A 19,760-nucleotide genomic window follows, 5' to 3' on the forward strand; every position below is an offset into this window, starting at 1 on the left:
CGTGATTAGCCGTCTAATGAATTACCTAACCCATTGAGCAATAATTAAATTTTTATCAGTAACCTCTTCGAAAGACAGGAACGTACACCATGCCAGTGTTACATAACCGAATTTCTAATGAGGAACTTAAAGCGCGCATGTTGGCTGAAACCGAACCGCGCACCACAGTTTCTTTTTATAAATATTTCACTCTGGAAGATGCCAAAACCTTCCGTGACGACCTCTATAGTCAATTTGTTAAACTCGGCGTGTTTGGTCGGGTTTATGTGGCTAAAGAGGGGATCAATGCACAAATCAGTGTGCCCGCTAATCGTTATGATGAGTTCAAAACCGTGTTGTTTGCCGCACATTCTGCACTAGATCAGGTGCGGCTGAATGTGGCTCATGAAGATGATGGGAAGTCATTCTGGGTGCTGCGCATGAAAGTTCGCGAACGCATTGTGGCGGACGGTATTGATGACGAGAGTTTCGATCCCAGTAATATAGGGCATTATCTGAAGGCCGATCAGGTTAATCAGATGATTGATGATCCCGATACTTTGTTTGTTGATATGCGCAATCACTATGAGTACGAAGTAGGCCATTTCGAAAATGCCATTGAAGTCCCTTCTGATACTTTCCGTGAGCAATTGCCAATGGCGGTTGATATGCTGCAACATGACAAAGAGAAAAATATTGTTATGTATTGCACTGGTGGGATTCGCTGTGAGAAAGCCAGCGCCTATATGCTGCACAATGGCTTCAAAAACGTTTATCACGTTGAGGGCGGTATTATCGAATATGCCCGTAAAGCAAAAGAACAGGGGTTGCCGCTGAAATTTATCGGTAAAAACTTTGTTTTTGATGAGCGGATGGGGGAGCGGATCTCTGATGATGTGATAGCCCACTGCCATCAGTGCGGTACACCTTGCGACACGCATACCAACTGTAAGAATGATGGCTGCCACTTACTATTTATTCAGTGTCCGACCTGTGCGGCAAAGTTTGCTGGTTGCTGTAGTGATATCTGTCAGGAAGAGCTGAAGTTGCCGCAGGAAGAGCAACGCTCCCGGCGTGCTGGGCGCGAAAACGGCATCAAGATTTTTAATAAATCGAAAGGATTGTTGCAAACTACCATGCACATTCCGATACCAGAAAAGAGCACAGATAAAAAATAGTCGTAGGGTTAACCTACTGGATGTACTATTAAAGTTAGACGTTGTCGGTTATTTTATTCGATAGCGTCTTTTTTATGCCATTTTTAGAGCAATGGCGATTCCAATACAAGGATTGATAATGACAATACCTGGAGTGAGTAGCCAAGGGCTACGGTTAGTCACGATGCTGGCTATGCTGGTGGTGATTATGGCGGGAATTAAAGCGGCATCGCCGATCGTGGTTCCATTCTTGTTGGCTATATTTCTTGCTATCGTATTAAATCCTTTAGTGAAACTGTTGGAGAAAATAAGAATTCCCCGCACCTTAGCTATTGTCTTATTGGTTAGCATTATTATTTTACTCATGGCATTGCTCTTTGGCCGCCTGGGTTCTTCATTAAATGAGTTTGCCCGCTCGTTGCCGCAATATCGTGGCATGATGCTGGAAAAAATGCGCGACCTGCAAGAGTTTGCAATGCGCTTTAATATTGAGTTCTCGGTGGATGACATTATGAAGCATGTCGATCCTAGCACCGCGATGAACTTTGTGACCCGTCTACTGAGCCACCTTTCTGGTGCCATGGCTAGTATGTTCTTGCTGCTGATGACGGTGGTCTTTATGTTGTTTGAAGTGGAACGACTGCCTTATAAAATGCAGTTGATGTTTGATAACCCAGAGCAAGGGAATGCGATTCTCAAGCGTGCACTAAATGGTGTAACTCATTATCTGGTGATCAAGACGATTATTAGCATTGCGACGGGGATTGTTATTTGGTTATTCCTGGCAGCGATGGGAGTCAGATTCGCTTTCCTTTGGGGGCTACTGGCTTTCGTCCTCAATTACATTCCTAATATCGGCTCCGTATTGGCGGCTATCCCACCCATCGTTCAGGCACTGTTGTTTAATGGTTTTGCTGATGCTTTTGCCGTTACCTGCGGGTATATTTTGATTAACCTGATTGGTGGCAATATTATTGATCCACGGATGATGGGGCGTGGTTTGGGTCTATCAACCTTGGTGGTGTTCTTATCCTTGATTTTTTGGGGGTGGCTACTCGGGCCAATTGGTATGCTGCTTTCCGTTCCGTTAACCATTATTGCCAAAATAGTATTAGAGTTAACACCAGCCGGTTATAAAATCGCCGTGTTATTGAGTGATGGCAAACCGGCCAAGGTAGAGTAGTGCAAACTGCGGATATCGTATTTATTGCTGGGCCACAGGTGGGAAGCTATCTGGTGGCCCGGCTAGAAAAGGTAGAGAAAACGCGTTAATAGAAAAAGAAATAAATATCCAGTGCTAACAGAATCAGCCACAAGCAGATATAGAGCAGTAGATGTTCCCGTACATTATTGATAACCATCGATAGCAATTTATTTAACATGCAGGGTGCCTGAGGCTAGAATTATCGCCCATTATAAGGATTTTAACTTTTATAAACAATAAGCTGGCAGGCTAAATTCCTGAGTTACAGCATGATGAAATAAGTCATTTCTTTGGATAATATGGGCATTGTGGTACGAATGGAAAAGATTGATATGTATTGGTGATATTAAGTGAAATGTAACCGATTCTTTAACTGCAAGCGATAACTCACTATATTAATCCGGTTACATTATTTGTTAAGAACAAAAATCACATATACAGAAAATTTACTGAAAGGGAATACTCCCTTTATTGCGACTCTCTATACACCAACGCCTTAGTATAAATATTTAAATACATTGTAAATAAAGCATAATTCCAAACGGTTTCTGACTTTTATTTTTTCGGTAATATGCCGTTTATGCGAATAAACTGTACTGTCACTGATATTTAACTTCCTGGCAATGCGGTAATTGGGCATCTCCATCATCCAGTAGCACATGACTTTATGCTCTTGTGGACTGAATAGGGATGCTGGACAGGGGGGATGTGGCTTACCGATACCCTCACTTGAAAAGTCCGATAGTCTTTGTAACAACTCCGGTAAGCGTTTTTTAGCCAAAATAGAGACAGAATCTGTCAGGGGTATCGGCGTTTCACTAAACGGATATGACGCATCCAGATAAATATAAACTTTAGCCCGCAGGCAACAACTCAAAAATTGTGCTAATAACGGGCAATGTCCACCATAGCGACAATATTGGGTAAGGTTAACAATAATTACCTCAGGATCAAACTCATGAACAGCTAATGTAGCCTGTTCCACCGTAGGAACATCCATTAAATCGAGATATGAAGCGTTATTTAAATAAGTATTTACCCCTGATCGGGTATAAAAACATTCATCGATAATTAATATTTTCATGTGGCATACATCCTTGTCTAACAGCAACCATACCTGGCCGCATACAAGGATAAAGTAATCCCCTGATGCCTAAAACGTCAATTCGGGATTCACGATTGTTTTTAGCGGCTTTTACGAATATAAGACTCTGCTAATTATTAAATTTGCGGCGTTTTATATTAATAATGAGGTGAAAATGAGAGCGAGATATACCGATGACTGAAATAAAAAGAAACAGTCATCGGTAACAATCAAGTGCTGAACTCGCGGGTTACAGCATTACGATTTGGCGAAGCGGGATAGCGAAAAGGCTGAAATATCAATAGGTGAGGGTTTATCTTGTGCGAAGAGTGCAGCGACTTCCCCCAATGCAGTTGCAAACTTAAATCCATGGCCGCTTAAGCCTGTTACCACCATGATATTTTTGTTATCGGGTAATGTATCGATGATAAAATCTTCATCAGGGCTCATGTCATAACTGCATGCCGCGCCGTGCAGACAGACACCCACTCCCGGTAAGAAGTTACGTAAAAAACCAAATACTTCGGTTCCATCCTCGGCATAACTGCCAAAGGGCTTACGTTGTGCCGCTGTTTCAATAGGCTGACCACCATTATGTTTGCCTAGTTTTAACTCGTCATTTTGCGAGGGGAAGCCGTAATAATGGATATTATCCGGTGTCTCGACGGTGAATGCCGGGAAATGATTTCCTTCGCTATAGCGGCCATCGGCATGGTGCCATGAAAACACTTTACGTATGGCGGTCACCGGTAATTCGGGTAACAGCTCTTTGACCCAGGTTCCGGCAGTGACAATCACTTTCTTAGCACTGTAGGTACCATCTATAGTCACGACATCTACACCACCATCCAGCGGTTCGATAGCGGTAACCGGACAATTGAATAAAATACCGCAGCCTGCTTCTGTGACGGCTTTAATCAGCGTTTTAATCGCCAATTCAGAACGTAGATAACCTGATTGTGGTTCGAACACACCAATATAATTATCTGGTACGGTAAATACCGGCCACTTTTCACGGATCTGGGCCGCGTTTAAGGTTTCAACCGGCAAGTTATATTGTTGAGCGCTGTGCTGCGCATTTTGCAGGAAAATAGAGTCATCTGGCCCAAGATTAAGCACGCCACTGGCCTGAAATAATGATTCACCTGTTTGAGCTGATAACTGGTCCCACAATGTTTGGGCACGCAAAACTAAGGGAACATATTTCTCACCTTCGCCATAGGCATGGCGAATGATCCGTGTATCACCATGGTGACTGCCTGCTTGATGAGGCGGCATGGCACTGTCAATCATCAGTACGTTTAAACCAGCTTGTGACGCATAGTAGCCTGCGGCAGAGCCGACCGAACCGCTACCAATGACAATTAGATCATAATCCATATTTTGCATCCCGGGGAATATCGCCACCTGGCTTTTTCAATAGGGTTTGTGCTAGCAATGTGTATTTATCGCGGCAATAACCCGAACGATTTGAATTAAAGGTAGCAACAGTGCTGATAAAAATTAAAACGATAGTAATAGCACGGGACTGAGAGGAGAAAAAGCGCTGTTAGCCATAGAGTGGTGGGAATGGTTAATAAAAAGGCACTAAGTGATATTCACTCGTGCCTTTTTTGGCGAACATTAAACTCGTTTTCTGGTGGAAAAAAATTAATGTTTACGGTGATCGCGATCTTGATATTCCGATGACTCAATTTTAGCAATGCCTGCTTCTAAGATATTTATTAATTGGCGTGCAACATCGGTGGTTAACCAGAGCGTTCTATCAACCAGCGCATCTTCTGGCGGTTGATCCATGGAAGACAGGTAATGAAGACGTATCATCATAGCGTCGTATACATCTACAGTGCTGATATCCCAGCCTACAAGCGGGTGAGTCTGAATAACTTCATCATTTCTGTCCATAAAGACCCCTTATATAGTAGTTACTGACTGGAGTGACTAATGAGGATCAATGCGGCTCATTATCAAGTGAGCTTTTTCAGTATACGCAACCGCCGATAAATTTGGAGATTATCGCAAGATCTTTACAAATTATTTATTTTATGATGATTTCTTAATCAACAATAAATGGGTTAAAAGAAGTCGGTGAGTAAAGAAAGTTTAGACGCTTATATAAAAAAGCCGAGGAGCGACTCCCCGGCAAAACAGCATTACATTGGGTTACTCCGCGTCGAACCAGTCGTCAGCGCTTTCCCATATTTCTTGTAATATTTCAGAGATCAAATCTTTATCTGTTTTGGCACCACCTAAAACGGAAAGATTATTTGCTCCGGCATAACGTATTTGTACTGCGGTGGTGGTGTCCGGGAATTTGGTGTTGAGTCTTTTACTCAATTCATGGGTTAGTGCTTCGATAGCACCTGCGGGTAACGGGTTTTTTTTATCAATACTCACTTCAACACGCATATTTGGCCCTCCGAATATTTATACTGGTTATTTATACAGTACAAATATTCAGGTTGCAAGTGACTGATATAAAAATCGTCGCTGTAAAGGGTTAGCCCCTACAGCGGCGGTTATCAGCTTTTAACTGACCAATTGATAGTCTGACCGGCCAGGAAAGGAATCACAGATTCATCCCCTAATGGGATCTCTTCTGGTTGTTGGAAGGGGGCCTTAACCAATTCAACAACCTCTTCGTTAATCGGCAAGCCATAGAAGCGTGGACCATTTAATGAACAGAATGCTTCAAGATGCTGTAGCGCATTCATCTCTTCAAACACAGTAGCATAAGCTGGCAGCGCTGATGGTGCGTTGAACACGCCAGCACAGCCACAGGATGACTCCTTACGATGTTTGGTATGGGGAGCGGAATCGGTTCCGAGGAAGAAACGGTCTGAACCACTAGCAACGGCCTGGCGCAATGCTTCTTGATGCGTGCTGCGTTTCAATATTGGCAGACAGAACAAGTGGGGGCGAATACCACCGACCAGCATGTGATTGCGGTTAAACATCAGATGCTGCGGGGTGATAGTTGCACCAAGGAAACGATTGCCTGCCAGCACGTAATCGGCCGCATCTTTGGTGGTTATGTGCTCGAAGACAATTTTCAATTCAGGGAATTGGCGACGTATCGGTTCCAGAATCTGTTCAATAAAGCGCGCTTCGCGATCAAAAATATCAACGGCAGCTTCTGTTACTTCACCGTGGATCAGCAGCGGCATACCTATCTTTTGCATTTGCTCAAACAACGGGTATATCGCCGGGATATCGGATACACCATGATTTGAGTTGGTCGTAGCATTCGCTGGATACAGTTTTGCCGCAGTAAATACGCCTTGTTCAAAGCCGGTGGTCAGTTCTTTGACATCAAGTGTATTGGTCAGATAACAGGTCATCAACGGCGTGAAGTTATGCCCGGCAGGTACTGCGGCTAAAATTCGTTCCCGATAAGCGATAGCACTGGCAACAGTCGTAATTGGTGGAGCCAGATTGGGCATGACAATGGCCCGGGCGAACACCTCGGAGGTATAGGGCAGCACGGTACTGAGCATTTCGTCATCACGTAAGTGAATATGCCAGTCATCCGGGCGGCGAATTTTCAGGGTTTGGGGTTGTGCAGTCATTCAACTAGCTCCGCAGTCATGATGAGATATTGGGGTTTTTATACTGTTTCCGGCGGGGTCTAAGGATAAGCGGAAAGTGCGCAGGATGCATCTGATTGTTAGGGTTAAGTTGAAAACAAGGCAAAAAGGGCATCTTATAGAGGGGCTCGGGATAAAATTGCCCGTTAGGGTGAGCTATTGATTAGCAGTAAAATACGCTAATTGAATGTACAGCATGGGAGAATAACTATGGAAGTCCGTGTCATCGCCAGTTTAGTGGCAAAACCTGAATTTATTGATGCAGTAAAAGAAGCGGTTCATTTGGTAATAGAACCGAGTCGTGAGGAGAAGGGGAATCTGCAATATGATCTCCATGCCGAAAGCGACCAGAAAGGTTCTTTTGTGTTTTTCGAACGCTGGGCATCTGATGATGCATTGGAAAAACATAATAAAACCGAGCACTTCAAAGCGTTTGTCAAAGCTATTGAAGGCAAACTGGAAAACCTCGAAATAAAGAAACTGAAACAGATAGCCTGAGAGTGATCTCTGGTTAAAGATATCACCAATATAAAAAAACCCGCCTGATGGCGGGTTTTGTCTTTGCAATGTCTGGTCGGAATAATATTACATTTATTCGACAGATTGCGGTTTTGTTGCCGGCGCGGTTGCCTGAGTTGCCGCCGCATGGCCACCAGCAGAACCTTTACCTGCAAAATCAAAGGCTGGACGTTCCCACTGACCTTTAGTCGGTGACTCTGGCGCGTAATCCGGTGCCGGTGCTTTGGTCATCGGTGCTGAAGCGTAATGTTTGAACACCACACCTTCAGGGTGAGCGATAGTCGACTGTTGTGGCACAACAGCAACAGGAGCCTCAACCACAACCGTGTCACTGACACTGGCTTCGACAGCGGTTTCTTCAATTAGCGGTTCTTCAATTGTCGATGTTTCAACAACGACTTCGGTCACTGCCTGTGCTTCAGCTACAGCGTCTTCCACCACAGTTTCAGCTACAACCGCATCTTCCGCCGGTGTTTCAACAATAGTTGTTTCAACAACAGCAGTTTCAGCAACAATGGTTTCTTCCACCACCGCTTCTTCAGCAGTTGTATCCTCAATTACCGTTTCCTGAACCACAGGTTCAGCGGTAGCTTCCGCAACGCCAGTTTCTTCAACGTCGGATACTGCTTCAACCGCTGCGGTAGTTTCAGCTTGCACCACCTCAGCGACAGCTTCAACGGTTGGTTCTACAGCAGTTGGCTCAACGGCAACAGGTTCTACAACCACTGGCACGACAACAGGAGCACGGCCAGGAACGGCTGCGGCTGAAGATGAAGAACCACCTGGTTTATGTTGCGCAGCAGGTGTCGGAGTGACAGTTTCAGTCACGGCGACGACGACAGGTGCGGCAACGACTGGGGCTGCTACAATCACGGCCGGAATATTAACCGGGGTCTCTACTGCTGCAACTGCTATTGGCAATGGTTGTTCAACCGGGTTTTCTACAAAAGCAGGTTCAACTGTTTGAGCTACTGGATAACGGACCCACACTTTGCCTGAAGCCATTTCTGGTGAGGCGAAAGCGCCGGCCAGTGGCATAGCAGATTGTGTCGGGTAACGCTCATCACGATAGCGACGACGACGCTGGCCACTGACGCGCAGATGACGAGGTGAGCGGCGTGAACGACGTGGCATACCATTTTCATTATTGGCATTGCGATCGTGAGTAGCTTCATCATCCGCTTGAACAGTCGTTTGTGGCAGTAATTTCACTTCTTCCTGCACAACTGGCGCTGCAATGCTTGCTAGCGGTGCACTAACAGGATTTTCCTGGGCTGCATTTTCCAGCACATTCAGCTCATCATTGGCAGATTGAATACGGACTTTCTGATTCAATTGGCGGCGTTGACGACGCTGCATAACCTGTTGACGTTCTTCTTGCTCAGGTTGCACCTCTTCGACCACACTGACTGCTGCCACTTCTACTTCTGCTTTGACTTCCTGTGGTGCCTGACGTTTATCTTCCTGACGACGGCGCTGACGATCACCGCGACGCTGTGGTTGCTGCTCGTCACGTGGCGCTTTATCCGTTTCAACAACGTCAGTTTGTGCTTGCGGCGCAGTAGTTTGCGCCACTGGACGCTTGTTGCGACGCTGATCTTCACGACCTTCGCGGTTCGCATTGTCACGACCACTGTTGTCACGGCTATTGCTATCACGGCCACTGTTGTCACGTGTGCTGTTATCACGGCCTTCACGTGGTGTACGGTCGCCTCTCTCTTTGCGGCCATTGTTCTGGCGACGAGGATTACGACGATCATTACGGCGGTTTTCGGTGGTTTCGGTTTTCTCGACCTCTACCGGTTTAACTTCTTCTGCTGATGTGCCGAATATACCTTTTAGGCCACTGAACAAACGGCTAAAGAAGCCAGGCTGTTCTGAGGTAGCAGCAGATGCGGTTACTTGTGGCGCAACGCTTGGTTTAGCACTGACGCTAGCAGGTGCAGCTTCCGGTGGTACTTCGGTTGGCAGAGAGAAAGTCGCCAACGCTGGTTGTTCTGGGCGTTTACGCTCAATTGTTGCTTCTTCTAACGGCTGCGCCATTTCTGCTTCATGCAGTTGTGGTAGCAGGTAGCTGAGAGAAGGAACCTCTTCGCCTTTACGTACCCGAAGAACAGAGTAGTGCGGTGTTTGCATCTGATCGTTTGGCACGATCACCGCACGTACACCACCTTGACGTTTTTCAATGGCATTGACGGATTCACGTTTTTCGTTAAGCAGATACGACGCAATCTGTACCGGTACAATGGCGTGAACTTCATGGGTATTTTCTTTCAGCGCTTCTTCTTCAATCAGACGCAGAATAGAAAGTGACAGTGATTCGTTGTCACGAACGGTACCGGTACCGCTACAGCGTGGGCACACGTGGTGGCTTGACTCACCCAGTGACGGGCTAAGACGCTGACGGGACATCTCCAGCAAGCCGAAGCGAGAGATTCGGCCAATCTGGATGCGGGCACGGTCTTGGCGAACGGCATCACGCAGGCGGTTTTCAACTTCACGCTGATGGCGCACTGGTGTCATATCGATGAAGTCGATAACAATCAGGCCACCGAGGTCACGTAAACGTAACTGGCGGGCAATTTCATCAGCGGCTTCAAGGTTGGTGTTAAACGCGGTTTCTTCGATATCGCCACCACGTGTTGCACGCGCGGAGTTGATATCAATTGCCGTCAGGGCTTCGGTGGTATCAATAACGATAGAACCGCCGGAAGGCAGACGTACTTCACGCTGGAACGCTGACTCAATCTGAGACTCAATTTGGTAGTGGCTGAATAAGGGGATTTCACCACTATACAATTTGATTTTGCTACTGAAATCCGGGCGACCCAGAGCGGCGATATGCTCTTTTGCCAGTTCGAGAACTTTAGGGTTATCGATCAGGATCTCGCCGATATCCGGGCGCAAATAATCACGGAAAGCGCGGACAATTACGTTACTTTCCTGATGGATTAAGAATGGCGCAGGGCGACCTTCAGCGGCTTTTTTAATCGCATCCCAATGCTTGAGGCGGAATGACAAGTCCCATTGCAGTGCATCAGCAGATTTGCCAACACCGGCAGTACGGACAATCAGACCCATGCCATCAGGCAATTGCAGGGAGGATAGGGCTTCTTTCAGTTCGGTGCGGTCATCACCCTCAATGCGACGGGAGATACCACCGGCACGTGGGTTGTTCGGCATCAGAACCAAATAACTGCCAGCCAGGCTGATGAAAGTTGTTAGTGCGGCACCTTTATTGCCACGTTCTTCTTTATCAACCTGAACGATAACTTCTTGGCCTTCGCGCAGCACATCTTTGATGTTTGGGCGGCCATGAGAGGAATAATTACTAGGGAAATATTCGCGAGAAATTTCTTTTAGTGGGAGGAAACCATGACGTTCAGCGCCGTAATCAACAAAAGCGGCTTCCAGACTGGGTTCTATTCGGGTGATTTTGCCTTTGTAAATATTCGCTTTTTTCTGTTCATGACCTGGGCTTTCAATATCCAAATCATACAGCCGCTGTCCATCTACAAGGGCAACACGCAACTCTTCTTGCTGAGTTGCGTTAATCAACATTCTTTTCATCTTTAACTTACTCGTTATTTTTACATTGGCGTTAGAACTGCGGGCAAAATAACCTCTATGGCCGGGTAAACCGATGACCCCGAGTCTTCTAGCAAAGCCGTCAACCTCACGGTTGTCGCCTGCATAGGGGCGCATTATTTCGGTAAGCCTGTGTTTCTTTCTGAAAAACAGCGCTTTTATATAAAGGGGTGCTTCTGAATATAAGACAACAGAGCAGACCCACTTGCCGGCCAAGCTGCAACCCGCAGCCCGCTAATTGCTTGATTTCACATTACGTCTTACGCCATTGCTGCGTTTTTGTGTGATCAGGCAAAGTTTATTATTCCACAAGTCTCTTGGTCTAACGAGAATCAACGCAGAATTAGTGACATTATTCCATTGCTGACACTGATATAGCAAGATGACTTTACCTGTCTACGTAAAGATTCTTTTACTGTTTTCACAGCGTTGGCGGCTATCGTTGTCTTATTAAACAATAAATGCGCGCAAACGTTATCTTTAAATAGCCAGACTGACAGTTAAGCACAGAAAAAGGGGTGGCGCTAATTCCTCGGTGTATTTAGAATCGCGCACCATGAAAACGAATAATCCAGTAGTACAATTAATCACCATTTCTGCCGACGAAGCTGGTCAGCGGATCGATAACTTTTTGCTCACTAAATTGAAAGGTGTGCCAAAGAGTATGATCTACCGCATCGTGCGCAAAGGTGAGGTTCGCGTTAATAAAGGGCGCATTAAGCCAGAATATAAACTGGTTGACGGGGATGTGGTCCGGATACCGCCAGTGCGCGTCGCTGAGCGCGAAGAGGTTCAGGTCTCTGCCAAACTTGATAAAGTTGCGGCGTTGGCCGACTGTATTTTATTTGAAGATGACTATCTGTTGGTGTTGAACAAGCCTTCTGGCACGGCGGTTCATGGTGGCAGTGGTTTGAGTTTTGGTGTTATTGAAGCCTTGCGTGCATTGCGCCCCGAAGCCCGCTTCCTTGAATTGGTTCATCGCCTTGACCGTGATACCTCCGGTGTCTTATTGGTAGCGAAAAAACGCTCTGCGCTGCGTTCTTTGCATGAGCAACTGCGGTTAAAAGGGATGCAGAAAGACTATTTGGCATTGGTTCGTGGTCAATGGCAATCTCACTGTAAAGCGGTGCAGGCACCTTTGTTGAAGAATATTATACAAAGTGGCGAGCGAGTGGTGAAAGTCAGCAGCGAGGGCAAACCGTCAGAAACGCGTTTTAAAGTTGAAGAGCGCTTTGAGCATGCAACCTTGGTCAAGGCCAGCCCGATTACTGGTCGTACTCACCAGATCCGCGTACATGCGCTCCATGCGGGTCACCCAATTGCTTTTGATGATCGCTATGGCGACCGTGAATTTGATCAACAATTGCAAGGAACCGGGCTGCATCGTTTATTCTTGCATGCTGCGGCATTACGTTTTGAGCATCCCAATAGCGGTGAAACCATGCGCATTGAAGCGCCACTGGATAATCAGTTACGCCACTGTTTGTTGATATTACGAAAGAAAGCAGCAGAAAAATAAATTGCCGTAATAAATAATTGAAGTAACAGGGTGCAAGTATCAATTGCGCCCTGTTTTGTTATGCAGTATTTACAGGAGCGGATTTACTCCTTGCTCAATCAGCATCTCGGTGAGGGCGATTAACGGCAGACCGATAAGTGTATTTGGGTCGCGGCCTGATAATCTATCAAATAGGGTAATACCCAATCCCTCACTTTTAAAACTGCCGGCACAATCCCATGGTTGCTCTCGCGTCAAATAACCGTCTATTTCTGCTTCACTTAGCGTTCGGAAATAAACGTCAAAAGTTTCGCACAGGCAGTTAATGCTGTTGGTTGCTGTATTCAATAGGGCCAGACCGGTATAAAAAGTGACACATTGTCCACTGGCCTGCTGCAATTGCTTCATTGCGTTTGCATAATTGTGGGGTTTCCCGACGATTAATCCGTCAATGACACAGACCTGATCAGAGCCGATTATCAGATGTTGTGGAAAACTCCCCGCCAGTGCCTGTGCTTTTGCACTCGCCAACCGCTGCACTAGCGCGCTGGCTTCTTCACCTGCCTGTGGGCTTTCATCGGTCTGTGGTGCCGCAGTAACAAAAGGTAATTGCAGCTTTTCCAGCAAAGTCCGACGATATGATGAGGTTGAAGCAAGAACCAGTTGCAGCATAATATTTTCCATAAACCGTAGCGTAATTTAATCAGGCATTTTAAACTGTCTGCCGCTTCGGAAGCGAATATTGGTGAAAGGTGCAGTAAAAAGGCCTTTTTCTTTGACTCTATGTCGTTACAAAGTTAATATGCGCGCCCTATGCAAAAGGTAAAATTACCCCTGACCATTGATGCGGTTCGTACCGCTCAGAAACGTTTAGATTACGCAGGTATCTATTCTCCTGAGCAGGTTACACGTGTAGCCGATTCAGTGGTAAGTGTGGACAGCGATGTCGTGGCCTCATTATCGTTTAATATCGATAATCAGCGCCTGGCGGTTATTACAGGTCACGCGGACGTCGATGTAACATTGATGTGTCAGCGCTGTAGTAACACGTTTGCACAACATGTTCATACAACGTATTGTTTTAGCCCGGTCGTCAATGATGAGCAGGCTGAAGCATTACCGGAAGCGTACGAGCCGATCGAAGTCGACGAATTTGGCGAAGTTGATCTGCTGGCTATGATTGAAGACGAAATTATTCTTTCACTGCCTGTCGTTCCGGTACATGATTCTGAACACTGTGAAGTGTCCGAGGCGGACATGGTATTTGGTAAACTGCCTGAAGAGGTGGAGAAACCGAATCCATTTGCCGTATTAGCCAGTTTAAAGAAAGTAATTAAGGAGTAAGGTCAATGGCCGTACAACAGAACAAACCAACTCGTTCCAAACGTGGCATGCGCCGTTCACACGATGCGCTGACCACTGCCACTCTGTCTGTGGACAAAACTTCCGGTGAAACTCACCTGCGTCACCACATCACAGCCGACGGTTTCTACCGTGGCCGCAAGGTTATCGGCTGAGTAGTACTTGCTAATCTTTAGCAAGGCGATACCTTGACTTGTCTAACCCTAGCGTTAGATGCAATGGGTGGGGATTTCGGTCCCCACGTCACAGTGCCTGCTTCATTGCAGGCACTGGCCTCTAATCCACGGCTTAAACTCCTGCTGGTCGGGAATCCCGACACCATCACTCCGTTACTTGTTAATGCCGATCCTTTGTTGCTGGTGAGGTTACAGGTCATCCCTGCTGAGCATGTTATTGCCAGCGATGCTAAACCCTCACAAGCTATTCGTGCCAGTCGTGGTACCTCGATGCGCATAGCGCTGGAGTTGGTCAAAAACGGGGACGCGGCAGCCTGTGTGAGTGCAGGGAATACAGGAGCCTTGATGGGGCTGGCGAAGATGATGATTAAGCCATTAGATGGAATAGAGCGCCCGGCGTTAATGACTGTCATCCCAAACCAGCAACGCAGCAAGACGGTGGTGCTGGATTTAGGGGCTAACGTTGAATGTGATAGTACAATGTTGGTGCAGTTTGCTGTCATGGGTTCGGTGATGGCAGAAGAAGTTGTCGGTATTACCAACCCGCGTGTTGCTTTGCTCAATATCGGCGAAGAAGAAACCAAGGGGTTAGATAATATCCGCGAAGCCGCCGCAGTATTAAGAAATACACCGGCGATCAACTATATTGGTTATCTGGAAGGCAATGATTTGCTTACGGGTAAGACCGATGTGATGGTTTGTGACGGCTTCGTGGGTAACGTCACTCTAAAGACCATGGAAGGTGTGATAAGAATGTTCTTGTCACTGCTCAAATCATCGGGCGAAGGCAGTAAACAGTCCTGGTGGCTTAAACTCATTGGGCGCTGGCTGCAAAAACGTGTGGCAAAACGGTTCGGTCATTTGAACCCCGACCAGTATAATGGTGCATGTCTGTTAGGATTGCGGGGCATTGTAATCAAGAGTCATGGCGCGGCGAATCAACGTGCATTCGCAGTCGCAATCGAACAGGCGGTGCAGGCGGTGCAGCGGCAAGTCCCTCAACGGATAGCCGCGCGCCTTGAAGCGGTATTACCCAAGAGTGACTGATCGTACATGTATACTAAGATTCTCGGTACGGGGAGTTATCTGCCCGTACAAGTGCGCAGCAATGCTGATTTAGAAAAAATGGTGGATACTTCGGACGAGTGGATTGTCACCCGTACAGGTATTCGTGAGCGGCGTATTGCCGGCCTGGATGAAACAGTCGCAACCATGGGTTTCCATGCGGCTGAAAAAGCACTGGAGATGTCTGGCGTTAGTAAGGACCAGATTGGGCTGATTATTGTTGCTACCACCTCTTCAAGCCATGCTTTCCCAAGCTCGGCCTGTCAGGTACAGCAAATGCTGGGTATTAAAGATGCAGCCTCTTTCGATTTGGCAGCAGCCTGTGCGGGCTTTACCTATGCGCTGAGTGTGGCTGACCAATATGTGAAAAGTGGTGCGGTTAAGCATGCCATCGTGATTGGCTCCGATATGTTATCGCGCGCACTGGACCCAGAAGACCGCGGTACGATTATTCTGTTTGGTGATGGTGCAGGTGCTGTGGTATTAGGCGCATCTGAACAGCCTGGCATACTGTCAACCCATTTGCATGCCGACGGCAGCTATGGTCAGTTGCTGGCACTGCCGTACCAAGATCGCCAAAAACAAGAGCAACCAGCCTATGTCACCATGGCCGGTAATGAAGTATTTAAAGTCGCGGTGACTGAGCTTGCCCACATTGTGGATGAGACATTGCAGGCCAACAATCTGGAGCGCAGTGCGCTGGATTGGTTAGTGCCGCATCAGGCTAACCTGCGTATTATTACCGCAACGGCGAAGAAGTTAGGCATGGGGATGGATAGAGTGGTGATAACTCTTGATCGTCATGGCAACACCTCTGCGGCATCTGTCCCTGCGGCGCTGGATGAAGCGGTGCGAGATGGGCGTATTCAACGTGGGCAGTTAGTGCTGCTGGAAGCGTTTGGCGGTGGCTTTACCTGGGGCTCTGCGCTGGTTCGCTTTTGATTTAACAGTACCTTTTTTGATTTAACAGGAAAGCAGAATGTCGAAATTTGCAATGGTATTTCCAGGCCAGGGTTCTCAATCCCTTGGCATGCTGGCCGATTTGGCGGCACAATTTCCGATAGTTGAAGCGACTTTCAGTGAAGCGTCGTCGGTACTGGGTTACTCCCTTTGGCAGCTAGTGCAGCAAGGCCCGGCAGACGAATTGAATAAAACGTGGCAGACACAACCGGCATTGCTGGCGGCATCTGTTGCAATTTGGCGTGTCTGGCAACATCAAGGCGGCAAGCTGCCGACAATGATGGCAGGTCATAGCTTGGGTGAATACTCAGCGCTGGTTTGCGCGGGTGTGATTGATTTCAAACAGGCGATCACTCTGGTTGAATTGCGCGGCAAACTGATGCAAGAAGCGGTACCAGCAGGCACCGGCGCAATGTACGCCATCATAGGTCTGGATAATGAATCCATTGCTAAAGCCTGTGAAGAATCAGCACAAGGTCAGGTTGTTTCGCCTGTCAATTTTAACTCGCCAGGCCAGGTCGTGATTGCCGGCAACAAAGAAGCAGTAGAACGCGCAGGGGTTGCTTGTAAAGCGGCCGGAGCCAAGCGCGCCTTGCCTTTACCGGTCAGTGTGCCATCTCATTGTGCGTTAATGAAGCCGGCGGCTGATAAGTTAGCCGAAGCACTGGAAAACATTGAATTCCAGGCGCCATTGTTCCCGGTTGTCAATAATGTTGATGTGAAAACGGAAGTTTCACCAGACGCTATCCGTAGTGCGCTGGTGCGCCAACTCTACAACCCGGTACGTTGGACTGAGAGTGTTGAATTTATGGCAGCAGAAGGTATTGAGCTGCTGTTAGAAGTTGGGCCAGGTAAAGTCTTGACTGGCTTGACCAAGCGTATCGTGGATACTTTAACCGCAGCACCGGTAAACGATGTTGCTACATTGACCAGCGCGCTTGAAAACTAAGAAAGAGGATAACATGAGCTTCGAAGGAAAAATTGCGCTGGTAACCGGCGCGAGCCGTGGGATTGGCCGTGCGATTGCAGAATTATTGGTCGAACGTGGTGCCCGGGTTATTGGCACTGCGACCAGTGAGAAGGGTGCAGAAGCGATTAGTGCCTATCTGGGTAGCAATGGCAAAGGCTATATGTTGAACGTCGTGGAACCCGCGTCAATCGATGCTGTTTTGACAGCGATTCGTGCGGAATTTGGCGAAGTTGATATTTTAGTGAATAATGCAGGTATTACGCGTGATAACCTGCTGATGCGTATGAAGGATGAAGAGTGGCAAGATATTATTGACACCGATCTGACTTCTGTATTCCGCCTGTCAAAAGCGGTAATGCGCGCTATGATGAAAAAGCGGTTTGGGCGTATCATAACCATCGGGTCTGTGGTTGGGACAATGGGCAATGCGGGGCAGGTTAACTACGCGGCAGCTAAAGCGGGTCTGATCGGTTTTAGCAAGTCTTTGGCGCGTGAGGTTGCTTCACGTGGCATTACTGTCAACGTTGTGGCACCTGGCTTTATTGAGACGGACATGACGACGGCGTTGACAGATGAACAACGCGCAGGCATTTTAGCCCAAGTACCAGCTAACCGGCTTGGGCAAGCTAAAGAAATCGCCAGCGCTGTTGCATTTTTAGCCTCTGACGAGGCCAGCTACATCTCTGGTGAAACGTTACATGTCAATGGCGGCATGTATATGATTTAAAAATCACGAAAGTATTTGCATTATTTGAGGTGAAAACCGCAAAATAGCGTAAAATCGTGGTTTGACCAGCCGAGATTTAGTTGCATCTTTTTCAACATTTTATACACTACGAAAACCATCGCGAAAGCGAGTTTTGATAGGAAATTTAAGAGTATGAGCACTATCGAAGAACGCGTTAAGAAAATCATCGTTGAACAACTGGGTGTTAAAGAAGACGAAGTGAAGAACAGTGCTTCTTTCGTTGAAGATCTTGGCGCGGATTCTCTGGACACCGTTGAGCTGGTAATGGCTCTGGAAGAAGAATTTGATACTGAGATTCCAGACGAAGAAGCAGAGAAAATCACTACTGTTCAGGCAGCTATTGATTTTATCAACGCTAACCAGCAGTAAGCGAACATGCTTTAAGTTTAGATAGTTAGGCGGTCACTCGACCGCCTAAGTTTTTTTTGTCCTAAGTGTTATTTTCCCTCCTTGGAGGACAACCGTGTCTAAGCGTCGAGTTGTTGTGACTGGACTGGGCATGTTGTCTCCTGTCGGTAATACAGTAGAATCCACATGGAACGCTGTTCTTGCCGGGCAGAGTGGCATCAGCCTGATCGACCATTTCGATACTAGTGCCTATGCAACGAAATTTGCTGGCTTAGTAAAAGATTTTAATTGTGAAGAGTTCATTTCGCGTAAAGATGCACGCAAAATGGATGCATTCATACAGTACGGCATTGTTGCTGGCATGCAAGCCATGCAAGACTCAGGGCTTGAAATAACCGAAGCCAATGCTCCTCGTATCGGTGCCGCTATTGGTTCTGGTATTGGTGGGTTGGGTCTGATTGAAGAGAACCACACCGCGCTGGTGAATGGTGGGCCACGTAAAATTAGCCCGTTCTTCGTGCCATCAACCATTGTTAACATGATTGCCGGCCATCTGACCATTATGTGTGGTATGCGTGGGCCAAGTATTTCTATCGCGACTGCCTGTACTTCTGGTGTGCATAACATCGGTCAAGCGGCACGTATCATTGCTTACAATGATGCGGATGTCATGCTGGCAGGTGGCGCTGAAAAAGCCAGTACTCCACTGGGTGTCGGTGGTTTTGGTGCCGCTCGTGCATTGTCTACTCGTAACGATAATCCGCAAGCCGCAAGCCGCCCGTGGGATAAAGACCGTGATGGTTTCGTTCTGGGTGACGGCGCAGGCATGATGGTGCTGGAAGAGTACGAGCACGCGAAGAAACGTGGTGCAAAAATCTATGCTGAAGTTGTTGGGTTTGGGATGAGCAGCGATGCCTATCACATGACCTCTCCACCGGAAGACGGTTCAGGAGCAGCGCTGGCAATGGTGAATGCATTACGTGATGCGGGTGTGACCCCATCTCAAATCGGCTATATCAATGCCCATGGCACATCGACTCCTGCTGGCGACAAAGCCGAAACGCAGGCAGTTAAGTCTGTATTTGGTGAAGATGCCCGCAAAGTGATGGTCAGTTCCACCAAATCCATGACTGGGCACTTGTTAGGTGCAGCCGGTGCGGTTGAGTCTATCTTCACTGTGCTGGCGTTGCGTGATCAAGCTATTCCGCCAACCATTAATCTGGATAACCCGGATGAAGGTTGTGATTTGGATTTTGTTCCGCATGAAGCCCGTCAGGTAAAAGATATGGAGTACACCTTGTGTAACTCCTTCGGCTTCGGTGGCACTAACGGTTCTTTAGTTTTCCGCAAGGTCTAACTTCTGCTGTTAAGCTTCTGCTGCTAAAAAGGCCCGGTTTTCCGGGTCTTTTATTAGGTTAACCCCGCATCACTTAATGGCTCAACGTGAGTGCTGTCACCGCTAACGTCGCGCCACAGTGCCAAGTAAGAAAGAGATAACATCCCGCCATAATCACT

General features: G+C 47.3%; 20 protein-coding genes. 12 read left to right on the plus strand and 8 right to left on the minus strand.

Going from position 1 to position 19,760, the window contains the following annotated elements:
• Positions 1-89 precede the first annotated feature (89 nt).
• Both A6J66_003455 and tqsA read left to right on the plus strand, forming a co-directional pair.
• Positions 90-1,157, plus strand: coding sequence for a rhodanese domain-containing protein (locus A6J66_003455; GenBank protein PNM23334.1), 1,068 nt, complete (start codon positions 90-92; stop codon positions 1,155-1,157).
• Positions 1,158-1,275: 118 nt separating this feature from the next.
• The gene (tqsA, locus tag A6J66_003460; GenBank protein ID PNM23335.1) at positions 1,276-2,319 is read left to right on the plus strand and encodes an AI-2E family transporter; all 1,044 of its coding nucleotides are present in this window, start codon (positions 1,276-1,278) and stop codon (positions 2,317-2,319) included.
• A gap of 85 nt (positions 2,320-2,404) precedes the next feature.
• On the opposite strand, the gene A6J66_003465 is transcribed toward tqsA, so the two are convergent.
• From A6J66_003465 to A6J66_003490, 6 genes are all read right to left on the minus strand, one after another.
• Positions 2,405-2,518, minus strand: coding sequence for a DUF2770 domain-containing protein (locus tag A6J66_003465; protein ID PNM23336.1), 114 nt, complete (start codon positions 2,516-2,518; stop codon positions 2,405-2,407).
• 318 nt (positions 2,519-2,836) lie between these two features.
• Positions 2,837-3,424, minus strand: coding sequence for a helix-turn-helix transcriptional regulator (locus A6J66_003470; protein PNM23337.1), 588 nt, complete (start codon positions 3,422-3,424; stop codon positions 2,837-2,839).
• A 258-nt stretch (positions 3,425-3,682) separates the two neighbouring features.
• Positions 3,683-4,804: an N-methyl-L-tryptophan oxidase gene (locus A6J66_003475; protein ID PNM26879.1), complete on the minus strand. Its 1,122-nt coding sequence runs from the start codon at positions 4,802-4,804 to the stop codon at positions 3,683-3,685.
• A 270-nt stretch (positions 4,805-5,074) separates the two neighbouring features.
• Positions 5,075-5,329 carry a transcriptional regulator gene (gene bssS / locus A6J66_003480; GenBank protein ID PNM23338.1) on the minus strand — a complete coding sequence of 85 codons (255 nt, stop codon included), beginning with the start codon at positions 5,327-5,329 and terminating at the stop codon, positions 5,075-5,077.
• Between the two features lie 258 nt (positions 5,330-5,587).
• Entirely contained in the window at positions 5,588-5,833 is a 246-nt protein-coding gene (locus A6J66_003485) for a DNA damage-inducible protein I (GenBank protein ID PNM23339.1), read from the minus strand.
• 113 nt (positions 5,834-5,946) lie between these two features.
• Positions 5,947-6,993 (minus strand): dihydroorotase, encoded by a 1,047-nt coding sequence (locus tag A6J66_003490; protein ID PNM23340.1) that lies wholly within the window; start codon positions 6,991-6,993, stop codon positions 5,947-5,949.
• Positions 6,994-7,221: 228 nt separating this feature from the next.
• Here A6J66_003490 and A6J66_003495 point away from each other — a divergent pair, with 228 nt between their 5' ends.
• A complete protein-coding gene (locus A6J66_003495; protein ID PNM23341.1) occupies positions 7,222-7,509 on the plus strand; it encodes an antibiotic biosynthesis monooxygenase in 288 nt (95 codons plus the stop codon).
• Positions 7,510-7,602: 93 nt separating this feature from the next.
• Here A6J66_003495 and A6J66_003500 read toward each other — a convergent pair whose 3' ends face one another.
• Positions 7,603-11,100 carry a ribonuclease E gene (locus tag A6J66_003500; protein PNM26880.1) on the minus strand — a complete coding sequence of 1,166 codons (3,498 nt, stop codon included), beginning with the start codon at positions 11,098-11,100 and terminating at the stop codon, positions 7,603-7,605.
• Between the two features lie 574 nt (positions 11,101-11,674).
• Between A6J66_003500 and A6J66_003505 the strand changes: the two genes are divergently transcribed.
• Complete coding sequence (locus A6J66_003505; GenBank protein PNM26881.1) at positions 11,675-12,637, plus strand: 23S rRNA pseudouridine(955/2504/2580) synthase RluC; 963 nt, start codon at positions 11,675-11,677, stop codon at positions 12,635-12,637.
• Between the two features lie 69 nt (positions 12,638-12,706).
• Here A6J66_003505 and A6J66_003510 read toward each other — a convergent pair whose 3' ends face one another.
• Complete coding sequence (locus A6J66_003510) at positions 12,707-13,288, minus strand: septum formation inhibitor Maf (protein PNM23342.1); 582 nt, start codon at positions 13,286-13,288, stop codon at positions 12,707-12,709.
• Between the two features lie 141 nt (positions 13,289-13,429).
• Between A6J66_003510 and A6J66_003515 the strand changes: the two genes are divergently transcribed.
• From A6J66_003515 to A6J66_003550, 8 genes are all read left to right on the plus strand, one after another.
• Positions 13,430-13,960, plus strand: a complete 531-nt coding sequence (locus A6J66_003515; GenBank protein ID PNM23343.1) for a 23S rRNA accumulation protein YceD — start codon at positions 13,430-13,432, stop codon at positions 13,958-13,960.
• Between the two features lie 5 nt (positions 13,961-13,965).
• Positions 13,966-14,133 carry a 50S ribosomal protein L32 gene (locus tag A6J66_003520; GenBank protein PNM23344.1) on the plus strand — a complete coding sequence of 56 codons (168 nt, stop codon included), beginning with the start codon at positions 13,966-13,968 and terminating at the stop codon, positions 14,131-14,133.
• A 33-nt stretch (positions 14,134-14,166) separates the two neighbouring features.
• Positions 14,167-15,201: a phosphate acyltransferase PlsX gene (locus A6J66_003525; GenBank protein PNM23345.1), complete on the plus strand. Its 1,035-nt coding sequence runs from the start codon at positions 14,167-14,169 to the stop codon at positions 15,199-15,201.
• Positions 15,202-15,207: 6 nt separating this feature from the next.
• Positions 15,208-16,161, plus strand: a complete 954-nt coding sequence (locus tag A6J66_003530; GenBank protein PNM23346.1) for a ketoacyl-ACP synthase III — start codon at positions 15,208-15,210, stop codon at positions 16,159-16,161.
• Between the two features lie 37 nt (positions 16,162-16,198).
• Complete coding sequence (gene fabD, locus A6J66_003535; protein ID PNM23347.1) at positions 16,199-17,128, plus strand: [acyl-carrier-protein] S-malonyltransferase; 930 nt, start codon at positions 16,199-16,201, stop codon at positions 17,126-17,128.
• 13 nt (positions 17,129-17,141) lie between these two features.
• The gene (locus tag A6J66_003540; protein PNM23348.1) at positions 17,142-17,876 is read left to right on the plus strand and encodes a 3-oxoacyl-ACP reductase FabG; all 735 of its coding nucleotides are present in this window, start codon (positions 17,142-17,144) and stop codon (positions 17,874-17,876) included.
• A gap of 153 nt (positions 17,877-18,029) precedes the next feature.
• Positions 18,030-18,266 carry an acyl carrier protein gene (locus A6J66_003545; protein ID PNM23349.1) on the plus strand — a complete coding sequence of 79 codons (237 nt, stop codon included), beginning with the start codon at positions 18,030-18,032 and terminating at the stop codon, positions 18,264-18,266.
• Positions 18,267-18,360: 94 nt separating this feature from the next.
• Positions 18,361-19,602: a beta-ketoacyl-[acyl-carrier-protein] synthase II gene (locus A6J66_003550; GenBank protein ID PNM23350.1), complete on the plus strand. Its 1,242-nt coding sequence runs from the start codon at positions 18,361-18,363 to the stop codon at positions 19,600-19,602.
• Positions 19,603-19,760: the final 158 nt, after the last annotated feature.

The sequence above is a fragment of the Yersinia enterocolitica genome, assembly GCA_002082245.2.
In the GTDB taxonomy this organism is placed as follows: Bacteria; Pseudomonadota; Gammaproteobacteria; order Enterobacterales; family Enterobacteriaceae; genus Yersinia; species Yersinia enterocolitica_E.

Excerpts from the sequence above, each read along its gene's own strand:
- A6J66_003470 (PNM23337.1), bottom strand. The coding sequence starts at position 3,424 with ATGAAAATATTAATTATCGATGAATGTTTTTATACCCGATCAGGGGTA.
- A6J66_003545 (PNM23349.1), top strand. The coding sequence starts at position 18,030 with ATGAGCACTATCGAAGAACGCGTTAAGAAAATCATCGTTGAACAACTG.
- A6J66_003520 (PNM23344.1), top strand. The coding sequence starts at position 13,966 with ATGGCCGTACAACAGAACAAACCAACTCGTTCCAAACGTGGCATGCGC.
- fabD (PNM23347.1), top strand. The coding sequence starts at position 16,199 with ATGTCGAAATTTGCAATGGTATTTCCAGGCCAGGGTTCTCAATCCCTT.
- A6J66_003490 (PNM23340.1), bottom strand. The coding sequence starts at position 6,993 with ATGACTGCACAACCCCAAACCCTGAAAATTCGCCGCCCGGATGACTGG.
- A6J66_003500 (PNM26880.1), bottom strand. The coding sequence starts at position 11,100 with ATGAAAAGAATGTTGATTAACGCAACTCAGCAAGAAGAGTTGCGTGTT.
- A6J66_003530 (PNM23346.1), top strand. The coding sequence starts at position 15,208 with ATGTATACTAAGATTCTCGGTACGGGGAGTTATCTGCCCGTACAAGTG.
- A6J66_003540 (PNM23348.1), top strand. The coding sequence starts at position 17,142 with ATGAGCTTCGAAGGAAAAATTGCGCTGGTAACCGGCGCGAGCCGTGGG.
- A6J66_003465 (PNM23336.1), bottom strand. The coding sequence starts at position 2,518 with ATGTTAAATAAATTGCTATCGATGGTTATCAATAATGTACGGGAACAT.
- A6J66_003515 (PNM23343.1), top strand. The coding sequence starts at position 13,430 with ATGCAAAAGGTAAAATTACCCCTGACCATTGATGCGGTTCGTACCGCT.
- A6J66_003495 (PNM23341.1), top strand. The coding sequence starts at position 7,222 with ATGGAAGTCCGTGTCATCGCCAGTTTAGTGGCAAAACCTGAATTTATT.
- A6J66_003455 (PNM23334.1), top strand. The coding sequence starts at position 90 with ATGCCAGTGTTACATAACCGAATTTCTAATGAGGAACTTAAAGCGCGC.
- A6J66_003485 (PNM23339.1), bottom strand. The coding sequence starts at position 5,833 with ATGCGTGTTGAAGTGAGTATTGATAAAAAAAACCCGTTACCCGCAGGT.
- A6J66_003475 (PNM26879.1), bottom strand. The coding sequence starts at position 4,804 with ATGGATTATGATCTAATTGTCATTGGTAGCGGTTCGGTCGGCTCTGCC.
- tqsA (PNM23335.1), top strand. The coding sequence starts at position 1,276 with ATGACAATACCTGGAGTGAGTAGCCAAGGGCTACGGTTAGTCACGATG.
- A6J66_003510 (PNM23342.1), bottom strand. The coding sequence starts at position 13,288 with ATGCTGCAACTGGTTCTTGCTTCAACCTCATCATATCGTCGGACTTTG.
- bssS (PNM23338.1), bottom strand. The coding sequence starts at position 5,329 with ATGGACAGAAATGATGAAGTTATTCAGACTCACCCGCTTGTAGGCTGG.
- A6J66_003505 (PNM26881.1), top strand. The coding sequence starts at position 11,675 with ATGAAAACGAATAATCCAGTAGTACAATTAATCACCATTTCTGCCGAC.